Source organism: Bradyrhizobium oropedii, assembly GCF_020889685.1.
GTDB classification, from domain to species: domain Bacteria; phylum Pseudomonadota; class Alphaproteobacteria; order Rhizobiales; family Xanthobacteraceae; genus Bradyrhizobium; species Bradyrhizobium oropedii.
Genome location: NZ_JACMYO010000284.1, coordinates 1 through 7,778, shown reverse-complemented (window position 1 = coordinate 7,778; position 7,778 = coordinate 1). Strand labels below are relative to the sequence as shown.

Annotated in this window: 1 protein-coding gene; it reads left to right on the top strand. The window is 65.1% G+C overall.

Translation table 11 applies throughout. From position 1 onward, the window contains the following. Positions 1-125: 125 nt before the first annotated feature. A partial coding sequence (locus H8A95_RS40265; protein ID WP_229188076.1) for a beta strand repeat-containing protein occupies positions 126-7,778 on the top strand: 7,653 nt, incomplete at its 3' end.

The window sequence follows — 7,778 nt, the reverse complement described above, 5'->3', positions numbered from 1 at the left end:
CCAGCGCATACCGGGATTTCCGGTCGGCGCCAAAATGTAGCACGTAGACGACGTCGATGCCCGACGACGCGGCATTGGCGACCCAATCCCACAAATGAATTTTATTCTGGCCCAGGGGCAGAGCCATGCAGACGATTTCCGGCGGCGTGACCGTTACCGTATCTTCTGGCACTGAAACCGGCGACACCGTCCTGAATGGCGGCACGCTGATCGTTGATCCCGGCGCCAGCGCCGTTGGCACGCAATTGAGCGGCGGCTTCATATTCAACTCCGGGACTACGACCGGCACGACGGTCTACAATGGTGGCCAGGAGCAGGTGGACTCCGGCGGCGTTGCTTCCGCCACGACCATCTCCGCGGGCGGTGCCGAGACCGTCCTGAGTGGTGCGACGCTCGTCAGCGGCGTGGTCGACGCCGGTGGCTTTCTGGCGCTGGGATTCAACCCCGGCAACGGTTCGGCCATTTTCGCCGGCGGGACCGCGAGCGGCACGGTCGTGTCGGGTGGCGGTGTCAGCATCGAATCGGGGGGGCTGGCAGTCTCGACGACCATCACCGGCGGCGCAGGCTCCTACGGCAACGTCACGATTTCCGCGGGCGGCTCGGCGACGAACACGACGGTCGGGATTTCCGGCGGCCTGAACATTTCAAGCGGCGGCAGGGCCACAGGGACGACCTTGTCCGGTGGCTACGAGGTGATTTCGAGCGGTGGTGTCGACAGCGGCGCCATGATTCTGTCCGGCGGCAGCCAGAATATCTCGAGCGGTGGTCTGAGCGTCTCTGCCACGGTCTCTGGCACGAACAGTTCCGGGTTCCTTGCCGCCCAATTCGTGTCGAACGGCGGCATCGCGAGCGGCACGACGGTCGGCAGCAATGGCTTGCTGGACATCGGGGGCGGCGGCACGGTGATCGGCGAGACCGTTCTGAGCGGCGGCCGCGTCACGCTCGAAAACGGCGCGCTCTTCACCGTTTCAGCCGGCCAGACGCTGCACGACGTCTTCATCAAGTCGGGCGCCATCGAAACCATTGCGTCCGGCGGTATCGAGACCGCGCTCGGCAGCGGCAACAACGTCGACAACGGGCAAGTCAACGTGCTGTCGGGCGGCACGCTCGACCATATGGCTGTCAACAGCGGCGCGGTCCTCGGCGTCGCCGGCACCGTCACGAGCAATCTCTTCGTCGCCAGTGGTGGCGTCGTTAACGTTTTGTCGGGCGGCCTCATCACCGGAAGCGGCGGCGGCAGCGGCGGCCTTTTCACCGGCGACAGCGGCACGATCAACGTTCTGTCCGGCGGCCAGGCCGACCATATCGTCGTCCAGCCCGGCGGTGTGCTGAACGTCTACGGCACGACGCTGAGCAATGTCGGCATCTCGGCCGGCGCGGTCGAGACCGTCTACTCGGGCGGCCTCATCAGCGGCACTTCCGGTTCCGGCACGGGTGTGTCGGCTGGCGCTACCCTGAACATCCTTGCCGGCGGCTCGGCCGCCTTCTTCGCCGTTTCGAGCGGCGGCACCGCGAATATCGCCGGCACCGTGCTCCGCAATCAGGCGGTCTACAGCGGCGGCATCGAGAACGTCTTGTCGGGTGGCGTCGTCACCGGCTTCAGCGGCAGCGGCACCGGCATTTCCGGCGGCACCATCAACGTGATGTCGGGCGCCTCGTTCGATCATGCTGCGCTTCTCTCCGGTGGCGTGCTCAACATCAATTCTGGCGCGACTGCGCACAATCTGACGTTTTCCGGATCCGGCAGCCTCAACGTGGCGGGCACCATCACGTCCAGCGCCACCGTCGTTTCGGGCGGAATCGAGAATGTGCTGTCGGGCGGCATCGACATCGGCACCACAATATCCAGCGGCGGCCAGCAGAACGTCTACGCCCATGGCACGACGTCGAACACGCAAATCCTGTCCGGCGGCGTCGTCACGATTTCCGGCGCGGGCACGGTTGACCTGAGTGGAGGAGCGGCCGAGTCGGGCTCGGTGATTTTTGCCGGCGCCGGCGGCAAGCTCGAAATCGACGGTGCGGCCATGCCCGGCACCGTCATCTCCGGATTCGCCATCGGCGATACGATCAATCTGACCGGTGAGAGTGCCGCAAACATCACCGGCATCACCCTTAGTGCCGGCAATGTCCTGGCGGTCGCGACCAGCGACCATGGAACGCTCAACCTGCAGCTTTCGCCCGGAGACACGTTCAGCGGCACGTTCAGCAGCGCCACCGACGGTGCGGGAACGGACATCACCTTCATCGATAGTTCGGCCATCAAGGTGAGCGCCGGCCAGACCTCGACCGGCCTCGTGATCAGCGCCGGGCAAACGCTCGACGTTCTCTCGGGCGGCGCGGCGATCGGCACCATGCTGAGCGGCGGCACGGAGAACGTGTTCGGCACCGAACAGGGCACAAAGGTCAGCAGTGGTGGCCAGCTCAATATCGACATCGGCGGGGTCGCGCATGACTTGACCGTGTCGAGTGGTGGCACGCTCAACGTTGCGGGATTGATCACCAGCAACACGACCCTGTTGTCCGGCGGCACCGAGAACGTCCTTGCCGGCGGCCACGCCAGCGGCGTTACCGGTTCGGGCACCGGGGTTTCCGGCGGCACGCTCAACGTTCTGGTCGGCGCGACGTTCGACCATTCCACGGTGTACGCGGGCGGCACGCTCAACGTGTCCTCGGGCGGCGCGGCGTCCTTCCTCGCCGTGTCTTCGGGCGGCACGATGAACGTCGCCGGAACGGTGACAAGCCAGGTTGCGGTCTATTCGAGCGGCCTCGTCGAGATCTCCTCGGGCGGCGTGGAGACCGGCGCACCCGGCAGCGGGACGGGTGTCTCGGGCGGCACGGTCAGCGTGACCGCGGGCGGTCAGTTCTCCTTCGTCACAATCAACAGTGGCGGTCTTGTCGCGGTCGACAATGGCGCCACGATCCACGACATCAGCGTCAGCAGCGGCGGCATCCTCAATCTCGCAGGTTCTCAGACCAGCAACGCGGCGATCTACTCCGGTGGCACGGAGAACATATCTTCGGGCGGCAGCGCGCAGAACTTCGCTGTGTCGGGAGGCACGCTGAACGTGCTTTCGGGCGGCAATGCGCAGTCCTTTACGCTGTCGGGAGGCTCGCTCAACGTTTCCTCCGGAGGCCAGTCCGAGCTCTTCACCTTGTCGTCCGGAGCCTCGGTCGCTATCGCAGCCGGCGCCACCGTTCACGATCTGACTGTATCGAGCGGGGCGACGCTCAACCTTCTCGGCACGGCTACGAGCAACGTGTTCGTGACGGGCGGCGGCGCGCTGAACGTCTCTGCCGGCGGCGCCATCAGCGGATCGATCAATCCGTCCGGTTTCTTCACGGTCAACGTCAACGGCACCGTGAATGCATCCTCAGGCGCCTCTGTCGGCGATGTTACCGTTAATAGCGGTGGCAACCTGAACCTGCAGGCCGGCGCATCGGCGCATGACGTCAACGTGAACATCGGTGGCCGGCTCAATCTCGCGGGAAGCACGACCAGCAACATCAACGTCTTCTACAGCGGCCTGGAAACCGTTTCGTCCGGAGGCGTGGCGAACGGCACCAATGTCAACGGCGGCGGTGAGCTCGACGTTCTTTCCGGTGGTGCGGCAAACGCCACGACGGTCAATGGCGGTCTGCTGAAGTTGTTCTCAGGCGGATCGCTCAGTGGCGTCTCGGTCACCAATTTCGGCGCCGTTGAACTCGTCAGCGGAGCGTCCGTTTCGCAGCTTTCCAGCACGACGTTCGGTGGCGGCACCAACCTCGAGGTGGGTCCCGGCGCTGTCGTGAGCGGCTATCCGGTGAGTACCGGCCTGATCCTCGACGTGCTGTCCGGCGGCCTGACCTCCGCCATCACCCTCACGGCGAACGGGATGGAGAGCGTGCTGTCGGGCGGCACGGCCCTGGGCACCATTGTCGGCGATGCCGGCTTCCTGCAACTCGGCGTCCCGCCGTACCAGGGGCAGGGTGGTGCGGCCGGCGGAACGGCCAGCAACACGACGGTGTCGGGCGGCCAGCTCAACGTGAACTCCGGTGGTCTCGCGGTGTCCACAACGCTGGCCGGCGACGGTGCGCGTGGCGGCGGCGCGCTAGTCGCCTCGGGCGGCGCGGCATCCGCAACAACGATCTCCAGCTCCGCGGGCATGACCGTGCTGAGCGGCGGCACGGCGGCCAGCACGACGGTGCTGAGCGGCGGCTACTTCCAGCTCGGCCAAGGGCCGTTCAACGGCATTCCCGGATCGGCCGGTGGCAGCGCGACGGGTACGATCCTGTCTGGCGGATTCGAGGCTGTCTCCAGAGGCGGCGTCGATTCCGGCGCCACGATTCTGTCCGGCGGCAACCAGAATGTCTCGGCGGGCGGCCTCAGCATCGGCGCCAAGGTCTCGAGCGGCGGCTTGCTGTTCGCCATGAATCTCGGCGCGACGTCGAATACGCAGGTCTCGTCGGGCGGCCTGGTCATGATCTCGGCCGGCGGCATCGTCGATCTGAACGGCGGATCGAGCGAAAGCGGGACGGTGATCTTCTCCGGCGCCGGCGGCAAGCTGGAGATCGACGGGATATCGATGCCGACGACGGTCGTCGGCGGCCTGGTCATCGGAGACACCATCGATCTGACCGGCGTCAACATGTCGGAGATCACCAGTGTCGGCCTCGGCGCCGGCAACGTGCTGAACGTCGCGACCAACGATCACGGCACGCTCAGCATTCAGCTCGATCCGGGCCAGAGCTTTGCGAACCAGTTCGGCCGCAGCGCAGACGGCAGCGGCACCGATATCTACCTGGTCAGCAATGGCGTCGGCAATATCACCGTGAGCAACGGCCAGACCAGCACGGGTCTGGTGATCAGCAGCGGTCAGACGCTGACGGTGCAGGCGGGCGGCACGGTGAACAACACCATCATCGACGGCGGCCTCGAGAACGACAGTGGCACGGCGATTGGCACCATCGTTTCCGCTGGCTCCGAGGTGGTCTTTTTCGGCGGCGTGACGTCGAGCGCGACCGTGGAGACAGGTGGTAGCGTTTATCTTTCTGGCGGCAGCGCCGTCGGTGCAACCGTCGCTTCTGCCGGCTACATGGAGATCGATGGCGGCAGTGCAACCAGCACCACGATTCTGTCCGGCGGCTATGAAGCCGTGAAGAGCGGCGGCGTCGACTCCGGCGCCGCGATCCTGGCTGGCAACGAGTCCGTTTCGGCAGGCGGCGTCAGCATTTCCGCGCAGATCGCCGGATCCAACAACAGCAGCTACGGCGTATTGACGGTTTCCTCCGGCGGAGCGGCATCGCAAACCCAGGTTGGCAGCTTCGGCGGCCTCACCGTGCTCAGCGGCGGCACCGCGACGGGTACTGTCGTGTCCAGCCAGGGATTCCTCGACCTCGGTCTGACGCCCTTTGGCAGCAATGCCGGCTCGGCCGGCGGCAGCGCCACCGGAACGATCCTGTCCGGCGGTTACGAGTCCATTATCAGCGGCGGTGTGGATAGCGGCGCCCAGATTCTGTCCGGCTCCAACCAGAACGTCCTCGTCGGGGGCGAAAGCATCTCGGCAACCGTATCCGGCGCAAACTCTCCCGGCCTGTTGGCGATATTGACGGTTTCGGGCGGCGTTGCCCTCAATCCGACGATCGGGAGCGGCGGGCAATTGGCGATTTTCGCCGGTGGTACCGTTTCAGGCGAGAACATTCTCAGCGGCGGCGGCATCTTCGTCGGCAGCGGCGGCACCTACACCGTATCCTCCAGCGGCCTTCCGGGGCACGATATATCTGTTTCCAGCGGCGGTTCGCTGATCGTGGACGGCACGACGCTCAGCCATGTTTTCATCGGCTCCGGCGGGACCGAGACAGTTTCCTCTGGCGGTTATGCAACAGGCAACGCCAGCACTTTCACCGGCGATAACGGCACGATCAATATTCTGTCCGGTGGCAAGGCCGACCATATCCTGGTCAGCAGCGGCGGTGTCCTGAACGTCATGTCGGGCGCGCTGATCAGCGGCGGCACGGGTAACGGGACAGGTGTGTCCGCTGGCGGCGTGGTGAATATCTCGGCCGGCGGCTCGGCTACCAATATCGGCGTATCGAGCGGGTCGATCGTCAATATTGCCGGCACGATGCTCCACAACATGGCTGTTTACGGCGGCGGTACGGCGAACGTCTTGTCCGGCGGCGTCGTCACCGGCATCCCCGGCAGCGGTACGGGTATTTCAGGCGGCACGGTGAACGTCAGTTCGGGTGCCGAGTTCGACCATGCCGCTCTGCTTTCCGGTGGCGTGCTCAACATTTCTGCTGGGGCTTCGGCACACAACCTCACCTTCTCCGGATCCGGTACGATCAATGTCGCCGGCATGACCACATCCAACGTCACGGTTGTATCTGGCGGCATCGAGAATGTGCTGTCCGGCGGTGTTGACATCGGTACCACTGTGTCCAGCGGCGGCACCGAGATCGTGTTGTCCCACGGCACCACGTCGAACACGCAAATCATGGCTGGTGGTGTGCTGACGATTTCCGGCGGCACGGCCGATCTCGGCGGGGGCGCCGCCGAATCCGGATCGGTGGTGTTTGTCGGCGCCAACGGCAAGCTCGAGATCGACGGCACGGCGATGCCGACCACGGTCATCTCCGGACTTGCCGTCACGGATACGATCAATCTGACGGGCGTGAGCATGGCGGAGATCACGAGCGTCGGTCTCGGCGCCGGCAACGTCCTTGACATCGCGACCAACGACCACGGCACGCTGACGATCCAGCTCAATCCAAGCCAGACCTTCAGCACGCAGTTCGGCAGCGCCGCTGACGGTGGCGGCACCGATATCTTCCTGGTCGCCAGCAGTGGCGGGACGAGTGGCAACATCGTCGTCAGCAATGGCCAGGTCAGCTCCGGACTGGTGATCAGCGGTGGCCAGACCTTGACCGTGCAATCGGGCGGCACCGCTCTGAACACGGTCCTCCAGGGCGGAATCGAGTTCGACAGCGGAGTGACGATCAGCACGATCGTGTCGAGTGGTGGTCAGTTGCAGGTCTCGTCCGGCGGCGATGCGACCAGCACGACAGTGTCGAATGGCGGCTCGGCGACGGTGCTTTCGGGCGGCCTGGCCGACAATCTGTTTATCTCCAGCGGCGGCACGCTCAATGTGCTTGGCACCGTCCAAAGCCAGACGACGGTGTTCGCGGGCGGCATTGAGAACGTCTCTTCGGGTGGTCTGATCACCGGCGCGACCAGCTCGGGAACCTTTATCTCCGGCGGCACCGTGAACCTGCTCGCAGGCGGTACGGCGGCGCATCTCATCGTCTCGAGCGGCGGCACGTTCAATGTCAGCGGGACTGTGCTCAGCAGCGTCGCTGTTTCCAGCGGTGGTGTGGAGAACGTCTCTTCGGGAGGTGTGATCAGCGGTTCTCCGCAATCGGGTACCGGGGTTTCAGGTGGCACGCTCAATCTGCTGGCCGGCGGAACGGCAACCTTCGTGGGCGTGACCAGCAGCGGTGTCTTCAACGTGTACGGCAAGGAGCTCGGTCAGTCCTACGTCGCGAGCGGCGGCGTCGAGAATGTCTATGCCGGCGGCATCGTCAGCGGTGCGGCTGGATCCGGGACCGGCATTTCCGCGGGCGGCACGTTGAATGTCTCGTCGGGTGGCGCGGTCTCCTTTATCGGCGTTTCGAGCGGCGGTGCCTTGAATGTTTCCGCCGGCGCGACGGCGCACGACATCGCCCTGTCGGGTGGCACGCTTAACCTTGGCGGCACCGTCACCAGCAACGTCTTCATTTCGAGCGGCGGCATAGAAAACGTA